The organism is Nitrobacter winogradskyi (genome assembly GCF_006539545.1).
Classification (GTDB): Bacteria; Pseudomonadota; Alphaproteobacteria; order Rhizobiales; family Xanthobacteraceae; genus Nitrobacter; species Nitrobacter winogradskyi_A.
Genome location: NZ_BJNF01000029.1, coordinates 26,013 through 53,012, shown reverse-complemented (window position 1 = coordinate 53,012; position 27,000 = coordinate 26,013). Strand labels below are relative to the sequence as shown.

The following is a 27,000-nucleotide window of genomic DNA, read 5'->3' as shown; positions in this document are numbered from 1 at the left end:
AAGAAATCATGTCTCCCCCTTGGATTGCCTGAAGTCATCGTAGAGCTCAGGCAGTTTGTCTAAGACAAAGTCGCCGAATAGCGGGGCGGCTCTCTCGTCTAGTGCAAGAACGAACCGGTCTGCATTTCTCTCAATCTTTGCGACCTTCTTGCCGTCGCTTGCAGTCCAGGTCGTCGACTTAGAAGGTTTGGTGTCGCGCACTGTCACCGCGGACAGGATTATAGCAAACCGTTCGTCCGACGGCGCCGCGAGAAACCGCGGGCTCGAGAGCACCGTCTCTAGGGCTTTGCTTCGCTTCGCGCTGCCGAGTCGATCGACAAGCTCCGTCCATCGCCGGCGACCCACTTTCGGTGCGGCGCCAATCGCGTCACTCACCTCTGCAGGGATCGCACGAAAGACCGATATCAGGCGCGATAGCTCTGTCTTGTCGACGGACAATGCAGCCATGATGGTGTCGCGCTTGAAGTTGCGATCCTCAAGCAACGTGGCATACCGCGCGCGCTCAATGAAGGAGAGGTCCTCTCGCTCGCCATTTTCTTTTCCTTGAGCGATGACAAGCTCGTCATCGGAGAGAGAACGGACGACCGCGCGGACCGAGCGACCTAGCTCCCTCAGTGCTCGGACACGACGATGGCCATATGCGATCTGATAGCGGCCAGACTGCGACGGGTGCGGTCTAAGTAGTGCTGGGACCAGCTGGCCGCTCGCTTTGATCGACTCAGTAAGCGCTGCAAAGCCAGCGTCCGTACCTGTCATGCGATCCGGGACGATCGAATCATCGATGAGACCAGAGTCGATCTCCAAGACGGCTTCGCCGCTTGCCAGTTGTTCCGATAAAGCCTTCGCGGCGTCGCGCTCGGCAGAGAGATGTTCAAGCGAACGGCTCATGGCCCCGACAGCGCCCCGTGTCCCGAGGGTTGGTGTGGGTTCTTTTTCTGTGGCGACGGTCACTCGAACGTCCGGCTCGGCGCGGCTGTCTTCGATAAGGTCAGCAAGGAGGTTTTTTCGTCCCATCAATCCCTCCGCCATGCTTCTTCAATGAGCTTCTCGATTTCGCCGTTTACGCTATCGAGTGACTCGATCGCGCGATCGTAGGTGGCGCGCGTAAATTGCTGGCGTTCCACCTCATACAGCGTCTGTTTGGTGATGCCCGCATCGGAGATGGCGGTGCTCTTCAACACCATATTGGTCAAAACCCTGTCAGAAAAGAGCGAGCGCATGAAGCTAACCATTTGCGTCTGCGGACCGTCACTGGGTTCGTAACGCGTCACCAGGTATCGCATCCAATCGTAGTTCGTGTTCCCCCCAGCTTTGGCCACGACGGCCATCAGGTCCGACGTCATGATGAGGAATTGACACATCGACATCACGTCGAGCATTTGCGGGTGCACCGGGATCAAAAGCGCTGTCGCGGCGCAGAGCGCCGACAGTGTTAGGAATCCGAGCTGTGGCGGGCAGTCGATCACCACGACATCGTACTTGTCTTCAACCGTAGCAAGAGCGCGCGCGACACGCGAAAAGAAAAGCGGATCACCCGTCTGCCGAGACGCTAGGGCTTTTGGGGTTTCATGCTCGAATTCCATGAGCTCGATGTTGCCCGGGATGATGTCGAGCCCCGAAAAGTATGTGGGACGAATTATGTCGCACAGATCGCGGCGGGCGTCGTCATAGCGAATGGCGCCGTAGAGCGTCCCGTTCTCTTCGATGTCGAACTCCGGTTGATACCCATGCAACGCCGAAAGCGATGCCTGGGGATCGAGGTCGACTGCCAGTACGCGGTATCCCTGAAGGGTCAGATGTTGCGCTAGGTGCGCCGCCGTCGTTGTCTTTCCTGAGCCTCCCTTGAAGTTGACGACGGCGACAACTTGCAGGTGTTCGCCCTCGGCGCGCCAAGGACGGTAACGGCGCGTACTTTTGCCGGTCTCATCCAAGTAGGTCCGGAGCGCCTGAATATCGTCGAATGTATAGGACCGCCGTCCGGATGAGCTCGTTTCTGGCTGTGGGCCTTTGCCCTCGAGCGAGAGCTGTCGGAGGTAGCCGTCGTTGACGCCGATGAGCTTGGCTGCCTCTCCTGAGGAGAATGGCCGAAGCTTCTTCCTAGCTTTTGGGGGAAACAGCTTGAGTCGGTGAGCCTGCAGTTTTGCAGATAGCTCTCGTGCGTCCGCCGCGATAAGCTCGTGGATCGCAAGTCGACCGGACTCCTGCTGCAGGGTGGTCTGATCTAGTGTTTTATCCACGGCCCACTCGCCCAGTTACGCATTGTTTCGCACTTACGGTTGCAAAGCGTGGCTAGTAAGTCCGATTCGGAGTCACTCGGCAAGAAATTAAGGGTTAACGAGGTGTTAACGCGTCTCGCCCGCGCTTCTCAGCCGAATCATCAATGGCCTCGTCCGAGAGTTGACCGGTGTCAACTTTCCAAAGGTCGCTGGAGTTGACATCGATCAACTTCGCGGGGCGGATCGGCGAGTGCCTAACTAAAGGCCGAGCTTAGCTGCCCTGCCCTGCGCGCGCTCTGCCTCGTTATAGTAGCTTGCAGCTTGTTGCACCGACTTGTGTTGTGACTGTTGCATGGCCTCAGGCAACGCCACGCCTTGCCGCGCTGCCTCGGTCAAATATCCCGACCTCAGCCCGTGCGCGGAAAACTCCTGCGGCTCGAGCCCCGCCATCGCGCAGCGCCGCTTGACGATCAGGTTGATCGACTGCGGGGTCAGCGCCCGTTCCTCGATGGCCTCCCAGCGGTCGATGGCGCGGAAGACCGGCCCCTTGGAGATGTCGGCGCGCTCAAGCCATTCGCGTAGCGCCTCGACCGGCGGCCCGACCAGAAGCACCCTGCTCGCCTCATCCGCGATACCGGTCTTGGTCCGGCCGAGCTGGATCGCCAGGCATGGCAAAGTTGGTGACTTTGGGTCCTGGGGATCGAGCGGCACCGCGGGCTCGTCGCTGATCTGCTCGACTCGGAGCCGCGCCACCTCACTGCGCCGACGTCCGCCGGAGGCGAAGGCCAGCAGCAGGATTGCGAGATCCCGGGTGTCGACGAGCCGGTCGGAGCGGCAGGTCGCAAGCAGCCGGTCCAGCACGTCTCGAGTCACCGCCCGCTTGCTCTTGCGCTGGCGCGGCCTGGTGCTGGCCCGGACCGCGAGCCGTAATGCCGCGCGAAGACTGGGTGCGTGGAATGGACCCTCCTGCCCTTTCCAGCGGTGCAGCGTGCCCCAGTTGGCCAGCCGGCGCTTGACTGTCGATGGAGCGTGCGGTCCCTCAGTGCGAAGCAACAAGGCCTCCCGTAGCTCCGTCGCAACTTCGGCCGGCATGCCGTGCAGCGGATCGGTTTCGCGCTCGGCTGGATCCCAGAGGTGATGCGCGACGTATTTCAGGGCCAGGCTTTCCGGCGCCGGCCACGGCAGTGGCGCGCCGGTCGCGGCTTTCGCCCAACCCTCGAGGTAAGCCAGATCGGAAGCGAGCGCCCGCAGCGTGTTCTCGCCCATGCCCTCGCGCGCCAGATGCTTCAGCGTCGCGACGTCATCGTCGGTCAGCAGTTCGGCCAACCGGTCGCGCCGCTCCATCGGCAGGATCGCCGATAGCGTGTCGAGTTGCAGCGCGCGACGAGTCGCGGAGTCAAAGTGGGGGTGGCGATCGGTGAGGAGGTCGTCCATCACGAACCGAGGGGAAGAATGCGCACACGCGCACGCTGCGGATCGATCGACACCAATGCACCCTCAGCGAGCTCGCGCTCTGTCTGTGCGATAGCGCGGAGGAGGGCGCTGCCGATCGCCGTCGGCGTCAGGAGGTCAGCGCGAATCTGAATGACGCTCGGCTTTCGGCGGCCCGTGGCCGCCAGGATTGTCGAGAAATCGAGATCATTGGTCAGGACGACATGGTCATGGGCGGCGGCCCATTGCATGAGCGCGCGATCGGGCGCGTTGGCCGCGCCGACGCTCGACCAATGTGTCGCCTCAAGCCCGGCTTCCTGCAGAAAAGAAACCCAGTTTGGCGACAGGTTCATGTCGATCAGGAACCGCATCAGGACGCGCGCTGAAGATCGACCTCCCGCTCTTCGGCGCGCCAGGCCGCATAGCGGAGGGCTTCCAGCACGTCCTCGCGCTCAAGGTAGGGATAGTCGGCAAGCAGCGCTTCGATGCTACGGCCGCCGCCAATTTGGCCGACAATCATGCCGACGGTGACACGCTGGCCACGAATACAGGGCTTGCCGCCCATCACGGCGGGGTCTTGGCTGATGCGGGCAAAATCGGTCATTGGGTCACCTCGATTAACAGTCTAGCATATATTTTTTCGCCGTTCCGCGATATCCGAGACGCGGACAGGGGGTCGGGTGCCTCAGTCCCATGGATTGAACAGTGGCACAGCCAGCGGCGCGAAATCCTTGGTGTTGCGGGTCACGAGCACGAGCTCGTGGGCAAGGGCCGTGGCCGCGAAAAACCCGTCCATGACCGAGAGCGCAATGCCGCTCTGGCGGGCTTGCGCCATCAGATCGCCCCAGCGTTCGGCGATTCCCGAATCGATCGGGAGGATCCGCCCGGCGAAGCGCGCCGACAGATCCTCGGCGAGCCAGGCGGCCAGCGCCTCACGACGCCGGCCGGCATCCATCAGGGAGATGCCGCGCTTGAGCTCGGCGATCGACGCCACGCTGATGAAGGCCCGGTCCTCGTCGATCGCATCAAGCCAGGCAAGCACCTTGGGCTCGGGCGCCGGCCGGCGAACCTCCGACAGCACGTTGGTGTCGAGCAGCACCTTCATAGATCGAAGTCGCGCGGCTGATCGCGGAGCCGCTCGAGGTCAAGCTCGGCGTCCCGCAGTGGCGAGGCCATCAGGAACGCGGCCAGCGAGCCTTTGCGGACAGTCTTGCGGGCCCATTCCTCGGCCGAGACCATGACGACGCTGGGCTTGCCGTGGCGGGTGATGATTTGCGGGTCGGTCTGGGCGCGCTCAATCACCTCGGACAGCCGCGCCTTGGCGCCGGCCACGGTCCAATGGTCTGATTCGTTCGCCGAGATCTTTCGGGATGCTGTCACGCTCTGCTCCTGTGACTATAATGACCATCGTGACTATAGGTGGCGATCCGACGATTTTCAACAGGGGCCGCGCGGCGAGGGCGACGTTCCGCTATGATCCAGAGGGAACGGAAAGAAAGGCGTCCATGGCAGCCACGTAAAGGAACATCACGTCGCCGGCGGCGGGTGATAAGGCCGATTCGGCGGAGCGGAACCAGGCGGTCGCACGCGATCGCCGGGTCGTTCGCGCCGCGAATCTGACCGATGACGAGATCGCCGCAATCGAGGCCAGCGAAATGGCGCCTGGCTCCGAGCACCTCAATGCCCGAACTCTACGGTGCCCGAGGGTGATCGCGACCCCGACGGCGGCCGAAGGAAGGCGTTCGGAAGATTCGGAAGAGGGGAGGGGCTGGGCACGCGCTGCGTCCTCTCAACGATCGGAGGCCCGGGCGGGGGTGATTTTGCCGGGCTGCGGGCTGCCAGACTCGCTGATTTGCGAGTCGGTGTCCAACCCTATCGATAAGGGCAAGTTATCGATAGTGAGAAGGGTGCGCCAAAAGGCATCGCTATGACGGAAGCCAAGCCTGTGTTAGCTTCCGTTAGACCGATTCCCGTTAAGGTTATCAAGACCTTGCATTCCAGCTACCAACTCCCTGACCCATTGCCTTGGGCATCCATCGCCGGGCCGCTTGCGGCCGCCGAAGATGCCGTTGCCCGGCTCGACGAGCGGCTGGCCAACAGCCCGATCCGCGACGGCTGGGCCGCGCGGACCCACTTTACCGACGCCTGCGCCGGCCTGTGGCTCGAGGGCGAACTCGTCCATCTCGAAGATCTCGTCCTCCACGACGCCGGCATGGATGTCCGCGCCCCGACCTTTGAGCTCACCCGCGCCCATGCCGTGCTGCGCACGCGCCGGCGAATTGCCGACGCCAAGCCCGACTGGGCGCTGTCGGCGGCTGGCCTCGCGGGGCTGCGCGGCCGGACAGGGCAGGGCGACCGGGATGAGGGGGACGATCGGCTTGGCATCGGCGAAGACGGCGAGGCGGATGCCGCCGAGCCGATGCGCGAGACCCCCGTCGACGACCGGATGGCCGATGTGTTCGCCGCGGTCGACGCCGCGATCGCCCAGGCGGACCGCACCATCGCCGGCGAGATCGCCAGTCAAGCGAAGCGATCTCCCGAGCGCGACCCGCTGGTCTACGACCTCGATTGGGACGAAGACGAGCGCCTCGATGCTTGGTGCGACGTTGTCGATCGGACCCGCAACCTGCCGCCGGCGCTGGCGGCGGCGATCGCCGCCGACGCCTGGACCGCGCTCGAACCGCTGCAGCACACCCCTTGGATCGGCCGGCTGCTCGCAGCCAGCGTGTTGCGCCAGCGCAGCAAGACACGCTGGCATCTGGCCTGTCTCCATGACGGTCTCAAAGCCATTCCGCGCGAGCGGCGACGGCCGCGTGACGCGGCCAGCCGCCTCGTCGTCCAGCTCGAGGCGATGGCGGCAGCCGCCGAGGGCGGGCTCAAGGATCATGATCGCTGGCTGACCGCCCGCACGCTGCTGGCCCGCAAGCTCGACGGCCGCCGCTCGACCTCCCGGCTGCCGGCGCTGCTCGACTATGTGCTCACCCGCCCGATCGTCTCGGCCGGCATGATCGCGAAGGAGCTGAAGATCACGCCGCGCGCCGCGCAGGACCTGGTCGGCGAGCTCGGGCTGCGCGAGGCGACGGGACGAGGGCGATACCGGGCCTGGGGAATCCTTTGAAAGACTGATAGCGGGGGATAGAGGGGGTAGGGTAGGGCGTGAGACTGTCCGAAATTTGTATAAGAATTTCGGACAGCGACTCGCGGTCCGTCCGAAAAAGTGCTACAATTTTCGGACATGCAGAGCGACTCGCCCGATCTGAAAACAGCCATGCTCGGCCGCATCCGTGCGGATGCGCCGCGCAAGGTTTGGACGCCCAGTGATTTCGTCGATCTGGCATCGCGGGATGCCGTCGACAAGACGCTGCAGCGGCTGACGAAGGCCGAAGCCCTCAGACGGATCGATCGCGGCCTTTACGACCAGCCCGGATTCAACAAACTCACCCAGAAGCTAAATCCGCCCGATCCGCGCTCCGTCATCGATGCCGTCGGGCGACGAGACCAAACGCGGATGCTTGTCGACGGTATGACCGCCGCAAACGATCTGGGTCTCACCGACGCCGTTCCCGCCAAAATCATTGTCCACACCGATGCCCGTCGCCGTGCAATCAAGCTCGGCAACGTGACGATTGCCTTTCGTCCGACCGCCGCCAGCAAGCTGTTTTGGGCCGGGCGGCCCGCAATGCGCCTCGTCCAGGCGCTTCATTGGCTACGCGATGTCCTGGTTCGCGATGGCGAAAGCGAGCAGATCCAACGGAAGCTCGCGAAGCTCTTCGAAGATCCGGCCATGGGACCGCCGCTCAGGGCCGATCTCGCCGCGGGCATGACGGCGCTTCCGACATGGATGCTGGTCTTCCTCAAGCCGTTGATCGGGACCGGTCCTGACGGTCGTAGTCAACATCCTGACGATGGCCGTGCTGCCGCCGACCAAGATCGCCAGCGACGCCACAAGGTAGCTGATGATGGTCACCACAAGACCATCAGAGCGCAGTCAAACCCGAAACCGCACTCGCCACTGAAACCTCGGACCACCAAACGCACGACGAACAAGGCGGCAAAGGCATGAACCCGGCATTCGATGAAGTTCTCGCAGCTGGACCTGCCGCGATGCTGAGCGCCTTCGACACGACGGCGCAGCGCCTCGGCACGGCATCCCAGAACATCGAGAAGGACTTCTGGGTTTGCTGGACGCTGGATGCTCTGTTCAACGGCCTGAGTGAAGGTGGACCCCGGCTCCTTTTCAAGGGCGGTACTTCATTGTCCAAGGGGTTCGGCTTGATCAACCGCTTCTCCGAAGACATCGACGTCACGGTGTTTCGCGACGACATCGGCGAACCGGCGACCATCGAGGAGCTCAACGCCTTGAGCCGCAACAAACGCCGGGCGCGCCTCGACGCCATAAAGGAAGCCAGCCAAGCCTACATCAACGGCCCTCTGCGGGCTGAACTGACGGCGATTTTACAGAAGCGGCTACAGACCGCCGGCCTCAGCGCCGGCGACGCTCGGGTGGAAGCGGACGACGCCGATTCCGACGAACAGACCCTATTGATCTGGTATCCTGCCGCCACACCTCGGTCGGACTATGTCCGGGCGGCGATCAAAATTGAGTCGGGTGCGAAGTCCGCGCTGGACCCGAACAGCGAGGTGCCAATCAAAGCTTATGTCGACGATGACTTGCCGGCGCTTGACCTGACAGTGCCGGCTGTCCGGACCGTCGATCCCGAACGCACCTTCTGGGACAAGGTCGTCATCCTCCATGGCCTGCGGCGCTGGTTCGACCAGCGCAGCGAACTGCGCGGCGGGGGACAGCGAGTGTCCCGTCACTACTATGACCTGCACCGGCTCACCGCAGCGTCCGTGGGTACCGCCGCCATTGACGACGCCGCGCTCGGCGCGGACTGCGTTGCGCACGCCAGGATGTTTTTCAATCGACCGGATTACGACCTCGCAACCGCCGCACCCGGCTCCTTCGCGCTCGCGCCTCATGACGAGATGATCGAGCTGTTGCGCACCGACTACAGGGCCATGCAAGGCATGATCTTCGGCTACCCTCCAAGTTTCGAGGCAGTGCTCAAGAGCATCAACTCGCTTGAGACGCAGCTAAACAAGGATATCGCGAACGAAGGCGGGCCGACGCGGAAGCACAAAAACAAGTCACCACCAACGAAGTAAAAAGCAGACACGGACGGTGGGGACGAGGCGAACGTTATGATGCAGCTCAAACAGCGCAGCCGCGGCTAGCTCTTCGTTATCCCGTCCAAAAAGGGTAGTGAACGCGATGAGAGAGGCCCGGCATGAGCGACTACGTATTGTTTCAGATGTGGGGCCCCTTCCGGCAGTCACTTATCAAACGTCACGCTTTCTACGTGGATCAGGCGCGCAAGCGCCTTCTCTCACAGTTCGACAATTTGGAAGCGGAAGCTGACAAGGCAGCAGAAGACTGGCTGGAGCAAAGTAGCGACCGGTTCGACCCTGACCGACACGATCCCGGAGAATTCTACGAGGCGGCCCACGATGCCGGTATTGAGTTCTACCAACTCCTAAGCGACATGCGTGACCAAACCCACCGCAGCGTCATCGCCGGGATGTTCCACGAGTGGGATAAACAGCTGCGAGATTGGCTAGTGCGCGAAATGCAACACTGGCATCGTGGAGAGACAGCATTTTCGAGGGTCTGGTCGGCGGACTTTATCAAAATTGCCGACCTCTTGGAGAGCTTGGGCTGGAAACTCCGCAGCACCGATTACTTCTCCACGCTCGATGCGTGTCGATTAGTGGTCAACGTTTACAAACATGGCGCGGGAAAATCGTTTGATGAGTTGAAGCAGAACTATCCTCAGTACCTTGACGATCCATTTCGCGATTCGTCGGGGCAATCGTCAAGAATGAATTTTCTGGATCACACACATCTCAAAGTGACCGACGAGCAATTTCAGGCGTTTTCGGAGGCGATTGTAGCGTTCTGGCAGGAACTGCCCGAAAATGTCGTCAGTGCTCAAGTAGCGGAGGTGCCTGACTGGTTTGGAAAGGCGATCCAGGTCGACCGCAAGGCCCAGCCATAGTCCGCAGTTCTCAAATCACGCGCGAGTATGTCTCGCCGTCGATGACTCGCTGAACCTGCTCCTTATTCCGCGCACCGATACGTTCGGCGATAGTCTCAACCGAGTGATCAATCGCAAGGTCGCGGATCGCGCGCACCTGCTCTTTCGCTATCCCAGTGATTTGAGTGATGCGGAGTGGGTGCTTGTTGCTCCGATGATCCCGCCGGCGCGACGAGGCGGACGCCACCGTTCGGTCGATGTACGCGAGGTGTTGAACGCAATCTTCTATGTGCTATCGACCGGCTGCGAGCTATGCGGGATTTTGGGTGACGAGATTGATCAGGCGGCGTGGTGAGCCGGCATTTCAGTGACCTCGATTCCGTTTTTGAATTTGACGCCTTGAACGACCTTTGGCAACTGGTTCTCGCCGTTCAATCGGCGCCATGTTTTCGCGGCGGCATTGACGAGTTGAACACCATGAGCTTGGCGGTCTTTGCCGATAGCGCGCCCTTTGTCCGCACGGTTCGATGACGCACTGTCGCGAATACGCTCTCGATCGGGTTTGACGTGCGCAGATGGTCCCAGTGCTCGGCAGGGAAGTCGAAGAAGGCAAGCAGAGTTTCCCGGTCCTTCGTCAGGCAGACAACCGCCTTGTCGTACTTGGCGCCGTATTTTTCGGCGAATACGTCGATCGCGACCTCGGCTGCCGCGCGGGTCGGCGCGCCGTAAATCTCACGAAGGTCTGCCTTCATGTTGACCTGGACCGAGAGCGCAACCTTGTTCAGCACGTTGGCCGTCTTGTGAACCCAACAGCGCTGGTGCCTGGTGCTCGGAAAGGCCTCCTCGATCGCCCTCCAGAAGCCGAGCGCACCGTCGCCGACCGCGAGGTCAGGCGCGATCTCGAGCCCCACGCTGCTTGATGTCGATGAGCAGCTCACGCCAGCTCTGCGCGCTCTCGCGGACTCCAGTCTGAAAGCCGACAAGTTCCTTCTTGCCTTCAGGCGTTGCGCCGATCAGCACCAGCATGCATTCGGCGTTATCTTCCATCCGGGCCTGAAGGTAGACCCCGTCCGCCCACACGTACACGTATCGCCGTGCCGAGAGATCGCGCTTCTGCCAGGCGTCGTAATCCGCCTGCCACTCCGCCGTCAGCCGCGAGATCACGGCCGGCGACAGGTTCGGCGCGTCCTTGCCTAATAGGGCAGCGAGGGCCTCCTGGAAATCGCCGGTCGACACTCCGCGTAGGTAGAGAACCGGCAACAGCGCATCGAGGCTCTTCGTCCGCCGCGCCCATTTCGGCAGGATCGCCGAGGAAAATCGAATTTTCTCCTCCGCCTCCACGTCGCCCCGATCGCGCACCTTGGCGCGACGGACTTCGACAGGTCCGACTCCGGTCTGGATCGCGCGATGCGGACCGTGGCCGTGACGCACGATGCGGTCGCGACCATCCGCCAACTTTACGTCCTTCCACATGGCGACGAAGGCGTCGGCTTCGGCAATCAGCACCTGAGCCAACATTCGGCGGGCACCTTCGCGTGCAAGTTCAGTCAGTGGATCGTCGATGGCGTCAGGCTGGCGGAAGGCAATGACAGTGCTATCTATCGACATGGCATATCGCTCCTTTCGGGGAGGTTCTGGCAGGCTTGGACACCCGCCTCGATACGCCGCCTTCAATCAATCGTCGTCACCCAGATTCCGCCTTAGCTCACCGGCTGCCAATGGAAGGCGATGCCGAAAGATCTACCGCCCAAGAGCACGGCGCATCTCTATTTCATGTTATGGGAATGGGACGGCACGTTCGATCGTATTCACGACGTACTCTATGTAGCGACACGCGAAGCGGCCGGACGCGAGGCGAGTCCCACGGTTGCAATCATCGACTCCCAAAGCAGCAAGGCAGCGCAAAAAGGGGCCCTGCACTCGACCCGCAAGGCTTTGATGCGGGCAAGAAGCGACAACGAAGACGTTGCGCTGAGATCACGGGCCGCAAGCGCCACATCCTCGTCGACACACTCGGCCTCTTGCTTGGCGTGAGCGTCCATGCCGCAGATATTCAAGACCGCGACGGCGCGCATGACTTGCTACGCCGGGCGCGGCGGCGCTTTCCCTTCGTCGAGCGGATTTTCGCCGATGGCGGCTATCAGGGACCAAAAATGGCGAAGACTGTCGCCGCGACGGAGTGTTGGAAGATCGAGATCGTCAAGCGCTCCGATCTCCATCGCTTCGTCGTCCTGCCCAAGCGCTGGATCGTCGAACGGACTTTCGCCTGGATCAGCCGCAATCGTCGCCTGATGCGCGATTTCGAGCGCTACACCAGGACCGTCGCAGCCTTCGTCCGCCTCGCTATGGTCCGTATCATGCTCAAACGCCTCACACGCTCAACCCAATGCTCCCGAATCTAATCTTCTTGGATAGGCTCTTAGCTCTTATGCCTGTCAGTGCGCGATCGACGGACATTCCATATCAATACAAGCCTTGGCGTTCACCTCTACCAAGCGCCCCGACAAACAACGTTACCTTCGACTTATCGCCCAATTCAATCGGCGGCGGGTCGTTCTCTATGATCACAAACTGCGCACTATCTTTTTGGTCTACCAAGAATTTGTAGAAGTGGTCCTTGAGGCCGCTATCCTTCACCTCTTTCTCGTCCGCATCTAGTTCGCCGTGCCGCGAGGTAAGCGGATCGCGATAGCTCAGCAATGGGCTGTCGAGGACGACGATTCCGGGATGGGGCAACTCCTTCTGCCGGCAGTACAACAGCACGCCGATCTTGAACGCGGCGTTCATCAATGCCCTGACGCCCTTGCCGTTGGCCCGGCGGCTTTTGCCGTCGATAAGGATGTCGTGCGTCTTGTCGTCGAACGAAACGGTCGGAAGGCCAGGAAAGCGCCAAGCATGGAGCACCGATTGCACTGTCGTTGCAAACTCGTGCCCAGTCACGCCACCGATGCCAGCCGTCACGCTGCCCCGTGGCAACGATTTCGGTTTGAACGCCTCAAGTTGCGTTTTTCGCCGCAGGAGCTCGTCCATCCGCTGCCGCAAAGCCAATCCTTGCCTGATACGATGGCGGGTGGCGTCGAGATCCTCGTAGGAGCGGCGCGTCGCCGCTTCGAGGGGTTTCACTGTTTCCAGTTCAACATCCAGCCCGTCGATCTCGACTGACAGGCGTTCGACCCGCCGCTGCAACCCTTCTTGCTCAGCCTCCAGAGATCGTGTGGCCTTGGCAAGATCGGCACGCTCCAAAACGATTTTTGCCATCTCAGCACGAACAGCGCGCTGGGTCAGTTCGACCTCGTCGATCCCGTGCGCGTGGAGTTGGTGGGACGGCTCCGCTCCGCATAAGGGGCAGGGACGCCGTGCTCCCGCCAACAACGCCGCGCCGCCTTCTTCCAAGGAAGCGAGCCGCTGAAGATCACTTTCATACACGCTTTTCAGCAATGCAAAACGTTCGAGCGACAAGGAAATCTCAGTTCGCCTCTCCTGCGCGTCTCTAAGCGATTCCACTCTCGATCTGCGGTCCAATCGCAGCTCGTCCAACCTGGATTGTCGGACCGACATCGCCTCCTGCAACTCATTGATGGACGCTGTCAGGCGATCGCTTTGCTCGTTCAGATCGGGGTTGCCCGGGAAATCCCGATCCCATTCCTGCTGCGCGGCCGCGATCATCTCGTCGATGATCTCGACCTTGCCGAGATTCGCCGTTCGCTGCGAGCCGACATTCGGGGTCGTGACCACAGCGGAGTCATCGACACCCGTCAGGATAAATTTCAACACGTTCTTATCGAACGTCTCACCGCTGTGCTCCGAGATCCTGATCGGGCTCCACTCTCCCATCATATTGGTCTCTTCTGTGTAGACGAAGGCTGCGAAGTGCCGGAACGTGAATGCGTTCTTGTCGCCAGTCAGCGTCCGCGCAATCTCCTTATCGGCGACACCAAGTTCGCTCAGCAAGAATCCGGAGAGACTCTCTCCTTTTGCGCGATGGTCCCACGCGAGCGCGCGATCTGGGCGCCCGGCCGTTTCTGGATCCACGGCGCCTAAATGCAGGCCAAAGTCACCGCCTTTCATAGCGCGTGTCAGGGTCACGGTACCGCTGACCGGAAGCGTGAGCTGCAGCCAGCACCTGTCGTAGCCCTGGGCTTCTTTGATATCGGGAAGGGTCGTCTTGCCGCCAGACATGAAGTCGAGCGCCTTGACTATGTAGGATTTGCCGCTGTTCGAAGCGCCCCAGACGACGTTGATGCGTTCTTCAAAGAAGAGTGCCACCGGCTTTTTGCCGGGGCCGGTAATGGTCAGGCGGAGGAGAAGGAAGCGTGCGGGCTCTGGCGTGCTCATGGCGCGCCTGTCTGGAATGCTTCGGTCCAGTCACCTATGTGCTCGCGAACCAACCGCTTGAATTGGGCCTTGCCGTGAATTCTGACCTGCTCGGCGACCCATCGCGCGCAGGTTTTCATCTGCACCGAATAGTCGGTCTCGAGCAATTCAACGTAAGCTGCGGCCTCATCGGAAGCCCGATAAATGATTCCCTCATCGGCGCTTTCCTGATCGACAAGGTGACAGCGTTGCATCAGCTGTAGGCTTGCCTCGACCAGGCGTCGCCTGACCAGAAGCTCGCCTTTGCGGCCGGGCACATCGGGATGCAGACTCGGCGGCCCGCCCAGATCAGCCGTATGCACCACGACGTGATCAAAAAGGACCATCTCGGCCAGATCTAAGGCCTGCGGTCGCAGATGCTCAAGCACGACCACGGCCCGGATTCCGGCCTCGAGTGGTGAGTTGAACAGCCCTCCGAACTCACTCTCGCCTAGGGCGCCCATTTGAGCCGCCCGTCGTTTGCGAGGTGATGGCACATCCCCTGTTTAACAGGGACACGCACGCTTCGGCCGATCAAGCTGGCCGGCAAGATCGATGCGTGTTTCATGACCGCATCAACGCGGCGCAACAGCGTTTCATGCCGGTCACGGTGTACTTCGATGACACCGTGATAGACGTCGTCCTCGAAGGTGCCCAGAGCGCCGGGCGCCGTATTATCGCGGTGAAATCTCTTGAACGACGCCGCTTCGAAAAAGCGGGTACGCTGATCACGGAAATGCTCGCCATGATCAGCGTCTGCCAGCACATCGTCGGCGGTCACGAATGCGCTGCCAGTCGCCTGACCGTAGACTTGGCGTAACTGGTCGACATAGACGGCTTCTTCCGCCTGAATCGTTATAGGCGCCGACCCAGATGGGGCCTCATCCGGCATTAACCCAAGCACTTTCGACAAGGCAGGTCCCGCCGCCTTGTCTTTCACGAGCATAGGCGCTGTGAGGTGCTCGACCTTCGAAAAGTCGAACCCGTCGATGGCCGCGCGGATCTCGGGGCTCAGTGGAGTTGTCTGGCGCCGGGTGATGCTGCTGGCACAATGCTCATCCCAACCGTCGATCAAAGCGGTCCGCAGGGTTGTCGGGTTGTTGATGAGATCCATCAGCGATCCAACGATCCCACGAGGAGCGACGAAGACATATTTGTCGGGCAGGGTCTTATAGGCGCCCTGACAATAGTGGAAAAAAACCTTGCCCAGCTCGGCAAGGCCCTCGCCCTTTCCGAGCTTTCCGCCCCGCGTCTTCCGTTTGCATTGATAGAGATGCCACAGGCCTTCATGCCTCGAAGGGCTCAGGAAGCCGATCACGTCACGGCCCTTGTCGTTGGCCGCGCCAATTCTCTCCACGCGATGATATTGTTGGGAGGCACGTTCGATCCACAGCTCGATGAACTCCTCAAGCTGCGTGTCATCGATCTCCATCAGCCGAACAGCGAGGCTCGTCACGTTAATTCACTGCTTAGCTGATGTCGTGGATAGAAGAGCAACGCAAACGGCAACAGGGACCAAGCCCCCCGATATTGTTCTCTCGACAGTCATCCAATTCGTTTTTTTTTGCTTTTTTCGCCACGAATCCTTCACTCCCCCTGCCACGGCTGGATTCTACAAGAATACCCAGGCTTTGCCCATTGCCCTTCATAGTATGGCCGCACCATAACCGGGTGGAGGAAAAATGCGCGAGCCGTTTGGCCCCGGCTGACCGATATCACATGATAAGTCGAGACAATGACTGAGTTTCTGTTCGACGGCCCTGATGATGCGAAGCTCACCATATTGCTGGCTCATGGGGCTGGCGCGCCGATGGATTCCACGTCGCTGAACGCCGCTACGATGGCGCTCACCACCGCGGGCCTGCGCGTCGCACGCTTCGAATTCGGCTATATGGCATCCCGCCGCAGCTCTTCCGGCAGGAAGCCGCCTCCACGGGCGGCGACCCTCAAATCCGAATACATCGCCGCAATCGATGCGCTGAACCCGATGGGCGGGCTCGTTATCGGCGGAAAATCGATGGGTGGACGCGTCGCGAGCATGATAGCTGACCAGCTCCACGCCTCCAGCAGGATCGTCGGGTTGTTGTGCCTTGGCTATCCGTTCCATCCGATTGGCAAACCGGATCAGCTGCGCACGGCGCATCTCCTCGAAATGCAGACTCCCACCCTCATTGTGCAGGGGACGCGCGACTCTTTCGGCACGCGTGACGAGGTTGCCACCTACGCGCTCTCCAAGGCGATCGAGATCGCCTGGCTCGAAGACGGTGATCATGATCTCAAACCTCGCAAGGCAATCTTCGGCTTCACTGCCGGTGACCACCTTCTCACGATGGCAAATCGCGTCGCAACCTGGACCAGCGAACTCATCGGTCAGGGCCGGCGATGAAAATTGCGACCTACAACGTCAACGGAATCAACGGACAGCTTCCGGTCCTCCTCCGTCGCGGGGGAAGGAGCCGATTGAAACCCGGCGCCCATCATCTCGAAAATGTAAGCCATTCTCCCTTTGGCGCTCCCGTTGTACTGTTGAATGCAAACAACCGGGGGGATAGGCGCGTGGAAGGTGAAACAGAGGCGGCAGATACGCCAGACGCATTCCTTAAAGCCTTGGGAGAGAGCCTAAAGGGAAAGGAAGGCGTCGATGCTGATCTGGCGACCATCCTGAAGACGCACCTCCTGAAAACGGCGCCCGCGCAGAACGCCGTCGCCCAGGCCAAGGACGCGATCCTGAAACTCGCAAGCGAACGTGCAAATCCTCCGCAGCCGGAGGTGGCTAATGGCTGACCCTTATTTCCTCCAGTCTTTGGGACTTTCCGGATTCCGCGCATATCTCCAACCAAAGACTTTCGATTTCAGCAAGAAGCGTTGCCTGGCGATCTTCGCGCCGAACGGCAGCGGCAAATCCAGCGTCATCGATGCGCTGGAATTCATGTTCTCCAAGGACGGAACGCTCGAAAGGCTCGGGCAGCGCGCCATCAACAACCAGGCTGGTCCCGTGGCGCTGGCGCACAATCTGGCTGCGGAGACGAAGATTACATCGGCGGTTACGATCAGCGTGGTGTCGGGCAAGGATACCACCAACGGCAGCCGGCTGGCGACGGGGGCGAAGCGACCGATACCGGCGGTGGGCACGGCTGTGAACGCCTGCTTCGCAGTGCCGCCGATCATCCGCGGGCATGTGCTGCGTACGTTCGTCGAAATCCATACTCCCGAACAGCGCTACACGGACGTCGCCAATTGGCTGCAGCTCGGCCCGCTGGTTGATGTGCAGAAGAATGTTCGTTCGCTGCGCACGCAGGTGAAGGCCGCCGCCGAGGACGAGACGGCGCTGCAGCGCGTGGATACCCAGCTTGCCAAAGAGTCGGCCCAGGCGGTGAAGACCTGGGATGGGGCGGCGGTGCTCTCCCACGCCAACACCTCGGTCCTGGCGCCACTTGATCCGGCGCTGGTGCTGGCGGCGCTGGCCGCCGGCGATCTGGCCTATCTCGAACTGGAATCGCGCGCCAAGGCCGAGGAAAACAAAATCGGGCTTGCGGGCCTGCTCCAAATCCGCAATGCGGCTGCCACTTTGCGGGCGGAGGTGACGGACGCGGAGAACGGCGAGACTATCGTCAGCGGTGCGATTCCGACCTTTGACGCGGCTGTCGCGGCGCTGGCGGCGGCAGAGAGTAAGGAAACGGAAGAACGCGGCAAAGCGGCGAGCACAGTGTTTCAGGCTTTGTGGAAAGCCGCAGAGCCGCTTTTTGCCGAAGGAGTGGCGGCACCTGACATTTGCCCCGTCTGTGCAACACCTGTCGCGGACACCGCGGCGGGTAGCGCTAAGACGATCCGGGACCACATTGCCCAGCACCTCGAGGAGTTGGCGGACTACGCAGCCGCAAAGAAGGCGCTCGACCACGCCAAGACTGCGGCGATCAAGGCCCATACTCAGTTGGGGGCGGCGGTGCCGGGGCTGATTGGCCACCTCAGCGACGGCGAGGCGGCATTGAAAGCTGGTCTTATCGCGTATCAAACCGACATCGCCGGCTGGCCTCAGGCCGCCGTTCCGGCCTCGGCTGGTATTGTTGTGGAAATCGCCAAACTGCTCACCACGCTCGATCAGGCCATCGCCGATATCGAATCGAAGCAAGGCGACCACACGTATATTAAGGCCAAGGCGAAGATCGATCGACTGCTGGAGCTACAGACAGAGCGGGACCTTGCGCTGCGGACGCGAGATGAGCTCGGCAAACTCTCCAACGCCTTGACGGCGCAGGCGACGATAATCTCGGCTGAGATCCGCAAGAAAGTACAGGCCCTGCTCGACAAGGTTCAGGCGCCGATGAACGATATCTACAAGCTGATCCAGGGCATTGGCGCCACACCAATCCGGCTGGAACTGCCGGCGGAAGACGACGCGAACCAGCAGCGCCTCAATCTCCTGATCGATTTCGCCAAAAACCGCACCGGCGTGCAACCGGGGGGCTATTTGAGTGACTCCCAAATCCATTCGGTGGCGCTGGCGCTGCGGATGGCGGCAATCAAGCAATTTAATGCAGGCGCGCCCATCATCGCGCTGGATGACATCGTGACCTCCTATGATGCGGATCATCGGCGCACCATCGCCGGACTCATCGCCACCGTGTTCGACGACTGCCAAATCCTGATCACCACTCACGACGAGCGGTTTTTCAATTATTTGAAGGATCAGCTTCAGATGAAGACGTGGCACTTCACCCGGATCATTGGTCTCGACCCAGCCTACGGGCCGCGTTTCGCTGATCACAAGGTCAGCGATGAGATGATCGAGGCACGTTGGGCGGCGGGCCAGTCGGCGGCCAACGAGATGCGCCAGGCCGAGGAGGAATGGCTTCTCGGCATCTGTCGGGATTTCGGGGTTAGTGTGCGCATCCGACCACTTGAGAGGGCGTATTCCTACGAGCGTAGCGAGTTGGCCTCGGCGCTCGCCGGACTGCTCAAGGACGCCAAGCTGGCGCCGGCGTTGGTGCCGGGGGTCAACAACCGGTTCCTCGACAGTATAGTGAAGGGCGAGATCGAGAATTTCGGCAGCCACTTCCAAGACGGACCGTATGGCGACGGCTCGATTGGTGACGAGAAGGCGCGCTGGGAGGAATTCAAGGCTTTCCGCAGCCAGTTCGCTTGCAAGAAGTGCAGCCGAACTAAATTCCAGCGGCCCTTTACCCTCAATAAGCCAGTATGTGCGCATGATGGGTGCGAGGCGCAGTTCAAGTTTGCGGCTGCATCAGTAGGGGTGGCTTGAATGGGAGGGCGTTCGAAACCCGTAGAGTTGGCGACACGCAGCTTCGAGAAGCAAGGCGACGCCACGACATTCTTCAAGGCCATGCTGAACCGCTACCGGCCTGGCGAACGAGTGAGTGACGAGGATGGCCTCGACGTTGCTGCCCTTCTCGAACGCCACACCGAATACGTCGCCAAGGTGGGCTGCGGCGTCAGTCATTTCCAAGTCATGATAACCGAGCATGGGACCCAATGCTTCCGGATCATCCGCACCGATGGCAGCGGCACGGATTTTTCCTATCCACACTGCATCTCCCAGCGACCACCCAGCCGTAAGCAGGAGGTTGCTCAAGCCTTTCGACGTGCGGTGCGCTTCGATCTCTACAAGGCCCGCGATAATTTCTTCGCCACCCATAGCGGTTCGGACGGCCTGGTTTCCTGCGCCGTGACAGGCGAACGCATCACGCGGGACGAGGCACATATGGATCACCGTCCACCAATGACGTTCGAGGTCATCGTGACGACATTTCTCTGCGGCCGCGGTCTATCGCTCGACAATGTGCCGCTCACGACAGGCAAGGATGACCAGGTCTCGCCCGAGGTGATGGATCACGCCTTGAGCGAGGCATTCCGGGCCTACCACGCTGGAATAGCGCGGCTCGATTTTGTGCGAAATTCGGTCAACCTCGCTCAAGCTAGTCGGCATCGGCTGAAGGACGGCCGGATCACCCTGGCAGGATAGCCCGCTGACAGCCACGAGAGTTTCGCCGCACTTTCTCGTCTCATCGATGCACCGAGGAAAAGAAAGGTCGGCGTTGACACTGTCGCCATCCGGCGCGCATCAGCCAAAGTCCGAAAAAGACAGGGAAGGGCGAGTATTTGGGGACGCCCTAGCCAAGTAAGGTATGGCGAAATGATTCGTATTCTGCACACGGCTGATTGGCATATCGGTCAAACGCTGCGCGGTTTTTCTCGCGAGCATGAGCACCGCAGGGTGTTTGAGCGGCTCGAAGAGATTGTCGTGGAGCGGGATGTCGATGCGCTCGTCATCGCCGGCGACGTATTTGATAGTCAAAACCCTTCCGGAGAAGCGCAACAGCTCTTTTACAATGCGCTTGTGCGGCTAAGCCGCGCACAGCCGCGCATGGCTACGGTGATCGTTGCCGGGAACCATGATGCCGCTGGTCGGTTGGAAGCGCCGCGGCCTCTGTTGGAGGCATTCAACATCCGCGTCGTGGGCAATGTTCGGCGGCATGACGGGCGGATCGAGGCAGCACGGCATCTCGTGCCTATCGCTGACGTAAGCGGTGCGGTGGCCGCTCATGTGCTGGCAGTCTCCTACCCAACCGCAGCGTGCCTCCCAAATTTGACGCGGCTGGATGGCGAGGCGGGCTCGCCCGTCATCGCCGGGGTACGAAGTCTCTACGCGGAATTGGTCGATAAGCTACTGGGGCAACTGGATGGTTTGCCGTTCGTTTTGACGGGGCACCTGCATGTCGCGGGCGGCATCGAGTCGGAGGGCGCCGAGCGCCGAATCCTGGTCGGTGGTCAGCATGCCGTGCCGCACGGCGTATTCCCTTCGGAAGCGAGCTACGTGGCGCTCGGCCATCTGCACAAGGCCCAGGCCATCGGTCGCGAAACCGTTCGATATTCGGGATCACTGATCCCCTTGTCGGCGACGGAGCAGCCTTACGCGCATGGCGTCACGCTTGTGAGTATGGATGGCACACAGGTCGTATCCGAGCATATCCCGATCGACCGGCCAGTTCCTTTCCTCCGCCTTCCGGAGGCGGGTGATATGCGCTTGACCGAACTAGGCGATCATCTGACGGCATTGGGTCTCCCGTCGGATTTGGCAATTCATGAACGGCCATTCGTCCAGGTCAGGCTTGCCCGCGAAGGGCTATCGCCTGGATTCAGGGAGGAGGTCGACCGTATCGCCGAGAGCTTTCCGGTGCGCATCGTCGATGCCCGCGTAGCTACGATACCCGGGGCGTTACATGCAGTGATCCTTGCCGATGCTATGATCCGGCTGGCCGAGCGAGATCCGGAGGATTTGTTCAAGCTTGCGTTTGAACGCGCGTTCGGCGTCGCGCCGGATGCCGCGCATCTGGATGTTTTCCACCGAGCGCGGGCGGAGGCATAACCCATGCGCATCTTGGCTATCCGCGGCGAAAATTTGGCAAGTCTTGCGGCTCCGTTCGAGATCGATCTTGCGGCAGGGCCTCTTGCTGGTTCCGGCCTTTTCGCCATCACAGGCGAGACCGGCGCCGGGAAATCCACCATCCTCGATGCGTTGTGCCTCGCGCTCTATGGCGAATATCCGCGCGTCTCCGTCAACCGTCGGGAAAATACCCCCGACCCCAGCGGAGAAGCGATTTCAATTCATGATGGTCGGGCAATCCTGCGCCGAGGCGCCGGCGGCGGATATGCCGAGGTAGATTTTGTCGGGCAGGATGGCGAGCGCTACCGCGTCCGCTGGGAGGCCAATCGCGCGCGGGGTCGGGCAAATGGGCGGCTTCAGAATGAGCAGCGCGCGCTGTATCGACTTGACGACGGCAGCGCCGTGGCGACTGGCAAGACTCAGGTTCGCGAGGCCGTGGAGGCGAGAACCGACCTCACATTCGATCAGTTCCGGCGAACGGTGCTCCTCGCACAGGGCGAGTTCGACGCCTTCCTGCTCGCCGCAGAGAGCGAGCGTGCGGAATTGCTCGAGAAGATCACAGGCACCGAAATCTACGCAGCGATCTCGATCCGCGTTCATGATGGCACGGAGGCACGACGAAGAATTGTAGAGCAATTGGAGCAGCGCCGAAACGACATCGGACTGCTTGATGACGAAGCCAGGCAGGCACTGCTGAACGAGCAAAATCAGCTTGTTTCAATTGTTGCTCGAAAAGGCGCGGAGCGCGATCAACACACCGGGCGGTTGGATCACTTCAAGCGCGTGGCTGCCGCTCGCAGCGACTTCGCACTGGCTGAGGCCCAGGAGGTCGCAGCGCGCGCGACACGCGAGGCAGCCGCTGATGAGTATCGGTCTCTTGCCGAATTCGATCTGGTCGAGCCGCTTCGACCGTTAGCGGTTGATTTGCAAAATGCACGGCGAACGGCAGCGGAGGCCAAGTCCCGCCTCGACGGTTTGCTTGTTGCTCGCGAAGAAGCGCGGACGCTGGACGCGGCGTCTGCAACGCAACTGGCGGGCGCGGCAACCGCCAGCGTAGCGGCAGAAGACGTCCTCAAGAAATTCGGTCCCCTTTGGAGCGAGGCCGAAAGGCTCGATACTGAGCTGGAGGCAGCTCGGACAGAATTCAATGATGCGATAGAAAAATCGCAGCAAGCGGAAGCGACACTGCGCGACAAAGCCGATGCGCTGGCAACGATTGATCAGACTCTCGGTCAGACATCAGAATCGTACCGCACCACCGCGGCGCAATTAAACAGACAATCGGATCGCGTTCTCCTTGCTTATCGTCTTAGCGATGCGATGGACTTGTTGACGAAGCGGGGAGCTCTCCAACAGGAGCACGCTGCAGCCACGGTGGCGACCGCTGGAGCGGAAGAAACAGCTACCCGATTGCAAAGTGCAATAACCATGCTGTTGGGAAAGGTCACCGAGGATCGCGAGCGAAAGGATGGCCTAAGTCGTGAAATCGGTGATCGTAGAGCCGGTCTCGCCGGCATCGACGAGGCGACGCTCCACGAACGAGACATCGATCTGCAGCGCGCGCTCGAGGCTCTGCGCGAGGCATGTACCGTCTGCGACCAGTATACTCGGGCATCGACAGATCTAACACGACGGGAATCGGAACACACGCTGGCGGCGCAGGAGGTAAGCACGGCGAAAAGCCAAATCGTTGAAGTCGAAGCGGACCAGCTCCGCGATCGGACCGCGCGTGCAGAAATTGTTCCAATCGCAGAGCTCGCCGACGAGGCGGTATCATCTGAGGCCATTCATCTGCGCAGCCTGCTGGGCCCAAATTTGGCCTGTCCGGTGTGCGGCAGCACTGACCATCCCCATCTTGCACATCCCAGCGCGCTGAACGAAATAGCTGCTAGGCTTCGCCGCCGGCGCGAAGAACTTGATACCGTGTTGTCCGCGACGAGCCAGCGTTTGGACGCTGCAACGCGCGCGCTCTCCGCTGGAGAGGCGCGCCAGGCGGAGACAAATCGCGGAATCGATGTGGCGCGCGGACAAGTTCTGGCTGCCAACAGCGCTTATGGCGAACAGTGGTTGTCGTTGAACGATCTCTGCACGAAGGCTGGGATCGAGGGGAGTGTACCTCCCGGTCTCAATGACCGAGCAGGGGCGGAGCTGGCAGCGCTCATCTCTGTCGCAGTCGTGGAACGGATGGCTATTGCGTCTCCACTCGCAGACGCTCGGCGTCTTCGGGCGGAGATCGACGGTCTACAGCGGGAGCACGACGCGCGCGGTGAGGCTGTCGAGACAATCACGCGGTCCATTGATCAAAAACGTTCTGATTTCCACGCTGCGCAACTGAAGGTGACTGAGTACACGGTCCAGGCGGCGGCGCTCGCTGAGCGCCTCATCTCCATCGGTCGTGAAATCACGCCGTTTCTTGCTGCGGCAGGTCTGACCGTTGAAGCCCTCGATGTCGATCCTTCCAGTGTTAGCGTTACGCTGTCAGCGGTCGCGACTGAATATAGAGCTCTGCGCGAGCAGGTTGGTGAACTTGAAATGACACTCCGGCGTCTGGCGCCAGAGCGTGCGGCCGCAGACGCTTCGCTGGAGCACGCGCGGGCGCAGGTGACGGCGACCGCACTTCTTCTCGATCAACGGCGTATAGCCGAGGGAGAAAAAGCGCGCGCCAGAGCCGAACTCCTCGGTGGCGAGGTGACAGCCACCCACCGGGCACGGATCAACGAGGCTTGCCGAACCACCCGTGAGGCGTTCGCTCGTGCGCGCGAGGCGAAATCAGCCAACGATGCAGTATTCCAGGCGGCCGCCGCTCGTTGCGACGAGGCTGCCGACGGATTGGAGACGGCCAACGGCCGTAACGCTTCAGCCGAAGAGACATTCAACGCGGCCTGCCTGGATGTTGCCCGCTCGTCGGATCAGGTCGCCGCTCTGATCGAAACCGACCCAGCGTTGAGCAGAGCGTTGCGGATCCGACTTCAGGAGATCGATCGGGGTGTGAACGATGCCGGCGCTGCGGTCGTTCTGCGTCAGAATGACTTACACCGAGCGTTGGCAGGGTTCGACGAGACCACCGATGCCGATGCGTTGACCGCGGTCATTGCCGCGCTGGCGACTGAAATCGGCGACTTGCAACAGCGTATAGGCGTGCTGTCCGCTGCGCTTGCGCGAGACGACGAGGCGCGCCGCGCGGCGACAAGCCTATCTGCGGAAATCGACACTGCGAAAGCCGAACTCGTAATCTGGCAAGCAGTCGACGATGCTATAGGCTCAGCCAGCGGTGATCGTTTCCGTCGCTTTGTGCAGGGCATTACGCTCGACCACATGGTGCAACTGGCGAATGACCACCTTCACGCATTGACCCCTCGCTATAGGCTCGCGCGGGGGACCGCGTCCGATCTTACGCTGCATATCGTCGATAGCGACATGGACGACGAGGTCCGTGGGACCCGAAGCCTATCAGGCGGTGAACGTTTCCTAGTCTCGCTTGCGCTTGCGCTTGCGCTGTCGGGTCTCGAAGGCCGATCGTCCTTTGTCGACACACTGTTTATCGATGAAGGCTTTGGATCGCTCGATGCGGAGACGCTCGATTTAGCAGTAGATGCGCTGGAGACGTTGCAGAGCAAAGGTCAGAAAGTTGGCGTCATCACGCATGTGGCCGCCATGATCGAGCGGATCGCCGTGCAGGTTCGCGTAGAAAAGCGTGGCGGTGGGCGATCGGAGATTGGAGTTTCCGAGGGCATGGAAGCCGCATGGCCTGCGCCGAGTAGCGCGCAATAATATCAGGAGAAGTGGCCTCGGAGTGTTCAAGTCGGAAGAGAACTACGGGATCAGGGCAAGCCTTGACTTACAATGCAAATGCATTACATAGGATGGCATGACGACGCAAGGAGTCTCCGATGGCCAAGACGGCTGAAATCCTCGAGATCCCCGCGACCATCACGGACCGCGGCCAGACCACCGTGCCCGCAGCGATCCGCAAGATGCTTGCACTTGGCAAACGCGACCAGGTCGTGTTCCGCGGGTTGGCCGACGGCACCGTCATGATCTCGAAAAAGGAGGCGCGCGAGAACCAGGACGATCCCGTGATCGGCAAGTTCCTCGACTTCCTGGCGCGCGACATGGCGAAAGAGCCTGCGCGGATTCGGCCGGTGTCGAAATCGACGCTCACACGCGGCAAGGCGCTGGTCAAGGGCGTTAAGATCGACCTCGACGCAGCTCTCTCGGACGATGAGGCGTGAGCGACGACATCCTTGAGATCAACGGTTGGACGATCTACGCGCATCCCCTCTTTCTCGATCAACTCGAGTCGATGATCGAGACCGTCGAGAAGGCGCGTAAGACGGACCCAACAAGATACAAAAGGAAGCGCGCGACAAAGCTACTCGCGGCCGTGCTGAAGGTGGCGTTCGAAGACATCCCAAGTGACCCGACGCGCGACGTCTACCGGCAGGGAAGCACGCTCGGCGAGAATTACAAACACTGGTTCCGCGCCAAATTCCTTCAGCAATTCCGCCTATTCTTCCGCTACCAGCAATCAGCAGACGCCAAGATCATCGTTCTCGCATGGGTGAACGATGACTCGACGCTGCGCGCTTACGAGAGCTCGAACGACGCCTACGCAGTATTTACGAAGATGTTGGACCGTGGAAACCCGCCAGACACGTGGAACGAACTCCTATCGGCAGCCTCGAGTGGCGAATCCAGGCGGCGCCTGTCGCGCTCAACACGCGGGAGATGAGGTCAGCCGCTGCCGTTCCACCACAAGCGCCGATGGATATAATTCACGGCGGCGCCGCCAGACTTCAACGGGAGATGTCATCGGACAGGGAGTACCCGCGAAATGCCCACCATCCAGCTTTCGGCCACGCCAAAAGGCAACGGCTATCAGGCCACGGTAACGTTTCCTGACGGCGTCTCGATCAACTCGGCGGAAACCTATCCGACGATCGGCGAAGCCATTGCCGCCGCCGCGATGAAACTGCTCGACATGCCTGAACGCCTTGCAAGATTGGATCAAACGGGCGGTTGATCAGAGCCCGTTGGCGAGGTCGACGACGACATCGCCGTGACACGCGGTCCGCATTTTTTCCGCTCATGCTCGAAGGCCTCGCCATTAGGCGAGGCCTTCGTCGCGACCATCTCAGTCGCGGCTCGGGCGAGACCAGATGAGCGAGAAGCCTTCCTCGCCTTCGACTTCGACCAGCGTCGCGTAGATCGGCGCCGGGAAGCTCGGGTCGTCCAGCTTGACCGAGTGGTATTCGCGGCCCGTGTCCTGGGACTTCTTCTTCCACATCGCGCCGAACTCGATGTTCGCGCCTGCGAAGATGCGGTAGTCCGGGGCCTTGTCCGAGGTCCGCTCGGCCGGGACGATCTTGGTCTTGACGGTGCCGAGAGCGAGGGTCTTGACGGTGCCGACGAAGCCGTTGCCGTTCGCGGTGAAGTTGCCGATGGTAGCCATGTTCACGTCCTCTTTCGTTTCTCGGGCCGCGACCATCGCGACCTCGATGGCTGTCGTCAGCCGGAGGCGATCGGACCGATCACCCGAAGGGCCGCAACGCAGTGGAGG

General features: G+C 61.0%; 24 protein-coding genes and 3 pseudogenes. 15 read left to right on the top strand and 12 right to left on the bottom strand.

Features of this window, described 5'->3' with window-relative positions; genetic code table 11:
• Positions 1-6: 6 nt before the first annotated feature.
• The 7 genes from repB to NWI01_RS06420 form a co-directional block, all read right to left on the bottom strand.
• Positions 7-1,029, bottom strand: coding sequence for a plasmid partitioning protein RepB (repB, locus tag NWI01_RS06450; protein ID WP_244613664.1), 1,023 nt, complete (start codon positions 1,027-1,029; stop codon positions 7-9).
• Positions 1,014-2,237, bottom strand: coding sequence for a plasmid partitioning protein RepA (gene repA, locus NWI01_RS06445; protein ID WP_141383093.1), 1,224 nt, complete (start codon positions 2,235-2,237; stop codon positions 1,014-1,016). Before repA ends, repB begins: the two co-directional genes overlap by 16 nt.
• 237 nt (positions 2,238-2,474) lie before the next feature.
• The gene (locus tag NWI01_RS06440; RefSeq protein ID WP_141383091.1) at positions 2,475-3,650 is read right to left on the bottom strand and encodes a site-specific integrase; all 1,176 of its coding nucleotides are present in this window, start codon (positions 3,648-3,650) and stop codon (positions 2,475-2,477) included.
• Entirely contained in the window at positions 3,650-4,018 is a 369-nt protein-coding gene (locus NWI01_RS06435) for a DUF5615 family PIN-like protein (RefSeq protein WP_141383089.1), read from the bottom strand. Before NWI01_RS06435 ends, NWI01_RS06440 begins: the two co-directional genes overlap by 1 nt.
• On the bottom strand, positions 4,018-4,251 hold the full coding sequence (locus tag NWI01_RS06430; protein WP_141383087.1) for a DUF433 domain-containing protein: 234 nt from the start codon (positions 4,249-4,251) through the stop codon (positions 4,018-4,020). Before NWI01_RS06430 ends, NWI01_RS06435 begins: the two co-directional genes overlap by 1 nt.
• A gap of 81 nt (positions 4,252-4,332) precedes the next feature.
• Complete coding sequence (locus tag NWI01_RS06425) at positions 4,333-4,752, bottom strand: type II toxin-antitoxin system VapC family toxin (protein ID WP_141383085.1); 420 nt, start codon at positions 4,750-4,752, stop codon at positions 4,333-4,335.
• A complete protein-coding gene (locus NWI01_RS06420; protein ID WP_141383083.1) occupies positions 4,749-5,027 on the bottom strand; it encodes a type II toxin-antitoxin system Phd/YefM family antitoxin in 279 nt (92 codons plus the stop codon). The genes NWI01_RS06425 and NWI01_RS06420 overlap by 4 nt, the downstream gene beginning before the upstream one ends.
• Before the next feature lie 547 nt (positions 5,028-5,574).
• Between NWI01_RS06420 and NWI01_RS06410 the strand changes: the two genes are divergently transcribed.
• The 5 genes and pseudogenes from NWI01_RS06410 to NWI01_RS06390 form a co-directional block, all read left to right on the top strand.
• Positions 5,575-6,765 carry an RHE_PE00001 family protein gene (locus NWI01_RS06410; RefSeq protein ID WP_181410394.1) on the top strand — a complete coding sequence of 397 codons (1,191 nt, stop codon included), beginning with the start codon at positions 5,575-5,577 and terminating at the stop codon, positions 6,763-6,765.
• 99 nt (positions 6,766-6,864) lie between these two features.
• Positions 6,865-7,710 carry a DUF6088 family protein gene (locus tag NWI01_RS06405; RefSeq protein WP_244613663.1) on the top strand — a complete coding sequence of 282 codons (846 nt, stop codon included), beginning with the start codon at positions 6,865-6,867 and terminating at the stop codon, positions 7,708-7,710.
• Complete coding sequence (locus tag NWI01_RS06400) at positions 7,707-8,816, top strand: nucleotidyl transferase AbiEii/AbiGii toxin family protein (RefSeq protein ID WP_244613662.1); 1,110 nt, start codon at positions 7,707-7,709, stop codon at positions 8,814-8,816. The genes NWI01_RS06405 and NWI01_RS06400 overlap by 4 nt, the downstream gene beginning before the upstream one ends.
• 122 nt (positions 8,817-8,938) lie before the next feature.
• The gene (locus NWI01_RS06395; protein WP_141383081.1) at positions 8,939-9,706 is read left to right on the top strand and encodes a hypothetical protein; all 768 of its coding nucleotides are present in this window, start codon (positions 8,939-8,941) and stop codon (positions 9,704-9,706) included.
• A gap of 103 nt (positions 9,707-9,809) precedes the next feature.
• Positions 9,810-9,995, top strand: a pseudogene (locus tag NWI01_RS06390) (transposase); the annotation flags it as partial.
• A 29-nt stretch (positions 9,996-10,024) separates the two neighbouring features.
• Here NWI01_RS06390 and NWI01_RS06385 read toward each other — a convergent pair.
• Positions 10,025-11,293, bottom strand: a pseudogene (locus tag NWI01_RS06385) (IS256 family transposase).
• A 99-nt stretch (positions 11,294-11,392) separates the two neighbouring features.
• Between NWI01_RS06385 and NWI01_RS06375 the strand changes: the two are divergent.
• Positions 11,393-12,087, top strand: a pseudogene (locus tag NWI01_RS06375) (IS5 family transposase); the annotation flags it as partial.
• A gap of 61 nt (positions 12,088-12,148) precedes the next feature.
• Here NWI01_RS06375 and NWI01_RS06370 read toward each other — a convergent pair.
• Genes NWI01_RS06370 through NWI01_RS06360 form a run of 3 tightly spaced genes read right to left on the bottom strand, consistent with a single transcriptional unit; the run spans position 12,149 to position 15,494 of the window.
• Positions 12,149-14,020 carry a hypothetical protein gene (locus NWI01_RS06370; protein ID WP_141383079.1) on the bottom strand — a complete coding sequence of 624 codons (1,872 nt, stop codon included), beginning with the start codon at positions 14,018-14,020 and terminating at the stop codon, positions 12,149-12,151.
• Positions 14,017-14,502: an ABC-three component system middle component 2 gene (locus tag NWI01_RS06365; RefSeq protein ID WP_141383077.1), complete on the bottom strand. Its 486-nt coding sequence runs from the start codon at positions 14,500-14,502 to the stop codon at positions 14,017-14,019. Before NWI01_RS06365 ends, NWI01_RS06370 begins: the two co-directional genes overlap by 4 nt.
• A complete protein-coding gene (locus NWI01_RS06360) occupies positions 14,490-15,494 on the bottom strand; it encodes an ABC-three component system protein (protein WP_210242945.1) in 1,005 nt (334 codons plus the stop codon). Before NWI01_RS06360 ends, NWI01_RS06365 begins: the two co-directional genes overlap by 13 nt.
• A gap of 279 nt (positions 15,495-15,773) precedes the next feature.
• Here NWI01_RS06360 and NWI01_RS06355 point away from each other — a divergent pair, with 279 nt between their 5' ends.
• From NWI01_RS06355 to NWI01_RS06315, 9 genes are all read left to right on the top strand, one after another.
• On the top strand, positions 15,774-16,424 hold the full coding sequence (locus tag NWI01_RS06355; protein ID WP_141383075.1) for an alpha/beta hydrolase family protein: 651 nt from the start codon (positions 15,774-15,776) through the stop codon (positions 16,422-16,424).
• Positions 16,421-16,822 carry a hypothetical protein gene (locus NWI01_RS06350; RefSeq protein WP_141383074.1) on the top strand — a complete coding sequence of 134 codons (402 nt, stop codon included), beginning with the start codon at positions 16,421-16,423 and terminating at the stop codon, positions 16,820-16,822. Before NWI01_RS06355 ends, NWI01_RS06350 begins: the two co-directional genes overlap by 4 nt.
• A complete protein-coding gene (locus NWI01_RS06345) occupies positions 16,815-19,298 on the top strand; it encodes an AAA family ATPase (protein ID WP_244613661.1) in 2,484 nt (827 codons plus the stop codon). The genes NWI01_RS06350 and NWI01_RS06345 overlap by 8 nt, the downstream gene beginning before the upstream one ends.
• On the top strand, positions 19,299-20,018 hold the full coding sequence (locus NWI01_RS06340) for a DCL family protein (RefSeq protein ID WP_181410391.1): 720 nt from the start codon (positions 19,299-19,301) through the stop codon (positions 20,016-20,018).
• 171 nt (positions 20,019-20,189) lie between these two features.
• Positions 20,190-21,422, top strand: coding sequence for an exonuclease SbcCD subunit D (locus NWI01_RS06335; protein ID WP_141383073.1), 1,233 nt, complete (start codon positions 20,190-20,192; stop codon positions 21,420-21,422).
• Positions 21,423-21,425: 3 nt separating this feature from the next.
• Positions 21,426-25,211: an AAA family ATPase gene (locus tag NWI01_RS06330; protein WP_141383072.1), complete on the top strand. Its 3,786-nt coding sequence runs from the start codon at positions 21,426-21,428 to the stop codon at positions 25,209-25,211.
• Positions 25,212-25,330: 119 nt separating this feature from the next.
• Positions 25,331-25,672, top strand: coding sequence for a type II toxin-antitoxin system PrlF family antitoxin (locus NWI01_RS06325; RefSeq protein ID WP_141383071.1), 342 nt, complete (start codon positions 25,331-25,333; stop codon positions 25,670-25,672).
• A complete protein-coding gene (locus tag NWI01_RS06320) occupies positions 25,669-26,172 on the top strand; it encodes a type II toxin-antitoxin system YhaV family toxin (protein WP_141383070.1) in 504 nt (167 codons plus the stop codon). The genes NWI01_RS06325 and NWI01_RS06320 overlap by 4 nt, the downstream gene beginning before the upstream one ends.
• A 102-nt stretch (positions 26,173-26,274) precedes the next feature.
• Positions 26,275-26,463 (top strand): hypothetical protein, encoded by a 189-nt coding sequence (locus tag NWI01_RS06315; protein ID WP_048758110.1) that lies wholly within the window; start codon positions 26,275-26,277, stop codon positions 26,461-26,463.
• Between the two features lie 111 nt (positions 26,464-26,574).
• Here NWI01_RS06315 and NWI01_RS06310 read toward each other — a convergent pair whose 3' ends face one another.
• A complete protein-coding gene (locus NWI01_RS06310) occupies positions 26,575-26,928 on the bottom strand; it encodes a DUF736 domain-containing protein (protein WP_141383168.1) in 354 nt (117 codons plus the stop codon).
• Positions 26,929-27,000 lie beyond the last annotated feature (72 nt).

Bases quoted from the DNA above. Each gene is read 5' to 3' on its own strand.
- repB (WP_244613664.1), bottom strand. From the start codon at position 1,029: ATGGCGGAGGGATTGATGGGACGAAAAAACCTCCTTGCTGACCTTATC.
- NWI01_RS06440 (WP_141383091.1), bottom strand. From the start codon at position 3,650: ATGGACGACCTCCTCACCGATCGCCACCCCCACTTTGACTCCGCGACT.
- NWI01_RS06435 (WP_141383089.1), bottom strand. From the start codon at position 4,018: ATGCGGTTCCTGATCGACATGAACCTGTCGCCAAACTGGGTTTCTTTT.
- NWI01_RS06430 (WP_141383087.1), bottom strand. From the start codon at position 4,251: ATGACCGATTTTGCCCGCATCAGCCAAGACCCCGCCGTGATGGGCGGC.
- NWI01_RS06425 (WP_141383085.1), bottom strand. From the start codon at position 4,752: ATGAAGGTGCTGCTCGACACCAACGTGCTGTCGGAGGTTCGCCGGCCG.
- NWI01_RS06410 (WP_181410394.1), top strand. From the start codon at position 5,575: ATGACGGAAGCCAAGCCTGTGTTAGCTTCCGTTAGACCGATTCCCGTT.
- NWI01_RS06400 (WP_244613662.1), top strand. From the start codon at position 7,707: ATGAACCCGGCATTCGATGAAGTTCTCGCAGCTGGACCTGCCGCGATG.
- NWI01_RS06395 (WP_141383081.1), top strand. From the start codon at position 8,939: ATGAGCGACTACGTATTGTTTCAGATGTGGGGCCCCTTCCGGCAGTCA.
- NWI01_RS06370 (WP_141383079.1), bottom strand. From the start codon at position 14,020: ATGAGCACGCCAGAGCCCGCACGCTTCCTTCTCCTCCGCCTGACCATT.
- NWI01_RS06365 (WP_141383077.1), bottom strand. From the start codon at position 14,502: ATGGGCGCCCTAGGCGAGAGTGAGTTCGGAGGGCTGTTCAACTCACCA.
- NWI01_RS06355 (WP_141383075.1), top strand. From the start codon at position 15,774: ATGACTGAGTTTCTGTTCGACGGCCCTGATGATGCGAAGCTCACCATA.
- NWI01_RS06350 (WP_141383074.1), top strand. From the start codon at position 16,421: ATGAAAATTGCGACCTACAACGTCAACGGAATCAACGGACAGCTTCCG.
- NWI01_RS06345 (WP_244613661.1), top strand. From the start codon at position 16,815: ATGGCTGACCCTTATTTCCTCCAGTCTTTGGGACTTTCCGGATTCCGC.
- NWI01_RS06340 (WP_181410391.1), top strand. From the start codon at position 19,299: ATGGGAGGGCGTTCGAAACCCGTAGAGTTGGCGACACGCAGCTTCGAG.
- NWI01_RS06335 (WP_141383073.1), top strand. From the start codon at position 20,190: ATGATTCGTATTCTGCACACGGCTGATTGGCATATCGGTCAAACGCTG.
- NWI01_RS06330 (WP_141383072.1), top strand. From the start codon at position 21,426: ATGCGCATCTTGGCTATCCGCGGCGAAAATTTGGCAAGTCTTGCGGCT.
- NWI01_RS06325 (WP_141383071.1), top strand. From the start codon at position 25,331: ATGGCCAAGACGGCTGAAATCCTCGAGATCCCCGCGACCATCACGGAC.
- NWI01_RS06315 (WP_048758110.1), top strand. From the start codon at position 26,275: ATGCCCACCATCCAGCTTTCGGCCACGCCAAAAGGCAACGGCTATCAG.
- NWI01_RS06310 (WP_141383168.1), bottom strand. From the start codon at position 26,928: ATGGTCGCGGCCCGAGAAACGAAAGAGGACGTGAACATGGCTACCATC.